The 1,204-nt window shown below is 46.8% G+C and carries 2 protein-coding genes; one reads left to right on the forward strand and one right to left on the reverse strand.

The genetic code is table 11. The features are described from left to right. Positions 1-61 precede the first annotated feature (61 nt). Complete coding sequence (locus AC4FIA_RS17495; RefSeq protein WP_490366896.1) at positions 62-922, forward strand: cytochrome c oxidase subunit 3; 861 nt, start codon at positions 62-64, stop codon at positions 920-922. A 4-nt stretch (positions 923-926) separates the two neighbouring features. On the opposite strand, the gene AC4FIA_RS17500 is transcribed toward AC4FIA_RS17495, so the two are convergent. Then, positions 927-1,118, reverse strand: a complete 192-nt coding sequence (locus AC4FIA_RS17500; RefSeq protein ID WP_062373900.1) for a DUF2909 domain-containing protein — start codon at positions 1,116-1,118, stop codon at positions 927-929. Between the last annotated feature and the right edge of the window lie 86 nt (positions 1,119-1,204).

Consider the following 1,204-nt stretch of genomic DNA (forward strand, 5'->3'; position numbering starts at 1 on the left):
ACCCGGTACAGCGCATTGCGCTTAATCCACTCAATAACAATAACGCGGCGGGGGATAAAATATGAGCGGCGGCAGCTATTACGTTCCTGCGAACAGCCGGTGGCCTATTTTAGGGTCGCTTGCGCTAGGTGCCATGATGGCCGGTATTGGTATCAAGTTAGTTTACAACACCGGGGCGCCATTGTTAGTTATTGGCTTACTATGCGTTATTTGTGTCATGGGGTTTTGGTTTCGAGACGTCATTCACGAGTCGATGGGCGGTTTATACGACGCACAAATGGATCGCTCGTTTCGATGGGGAATGGGCTGGTTTATTTTTTCAGAAGTCATGTTTTTTGCCGCTTTTTTTGGCGCACTGTTTTATGTAAGGACCTTCACAATTCCATGGCTAGGAGGGGAGGGGGCAAAAGGCGTATCTGCTTTGCTATGGCCCGAATTTGTTCCTCAATGGCCGCTACTCAATCCCCCTGATGCCTCTGTTGCAGGGCCCTCCAGCGTACTTAGCCCCTGGCAATTACCCTTAGTGAACACACTGATTTTGGTGACATCAAGTATCACACTAACGGTTGCCCATGAAGCTCTGAAGCTTGGCTATCGTCAGACCTGTCGTAACTGGTTAGCAGGCACAGTACTGCTGGGCATTTGCTTTATCCTTATCCAAGGCGTCGAATATTATGAAGCCTATCATCATTACGGCATTACCCTAGAGGCCGGTATTTTTGGGGCTACTTTTTTTATATTGACAGGCTTTCATGGTCTCCACGTCATTATTTGTACGCTCATTTTGGCGAGCATGCTGGTAAGAATTATCAAAGGTCACTTTACTAACGATCATCACTTTGGTTTTGAGGCATCCTGCTGGTATTGGCATTTCGTTGATGTAGTGTGGGTAGGGCTTTTTATCTTTGTTTATGTATTTTAGTGAGTTATCCAAGCTCGCCAGATAAGAAACCAAAGAGAAGCAGGGCCATCAATACGCAGGCTAACGCAATGCGCCATTTAAGTGATGTGAGTAACCGCCTGGAGGTGCTTTCGTCATGTAGTAAAAAGCCTGCACCTGCGGCTAAGCTGGCCACCATTCCTATAAACACTAATGCAATGAGCAGTTTTAACCACATGATGAAGCCCTCTTATTTTCCAGCGCGACTATACGGATGGTGTGTGTTTTGGAGTGTTGTAGTGGTTTTAGGGTTGCTCCTAGGAC

The organism is Thalassococcus sp., from assembly GCF_982780845.1.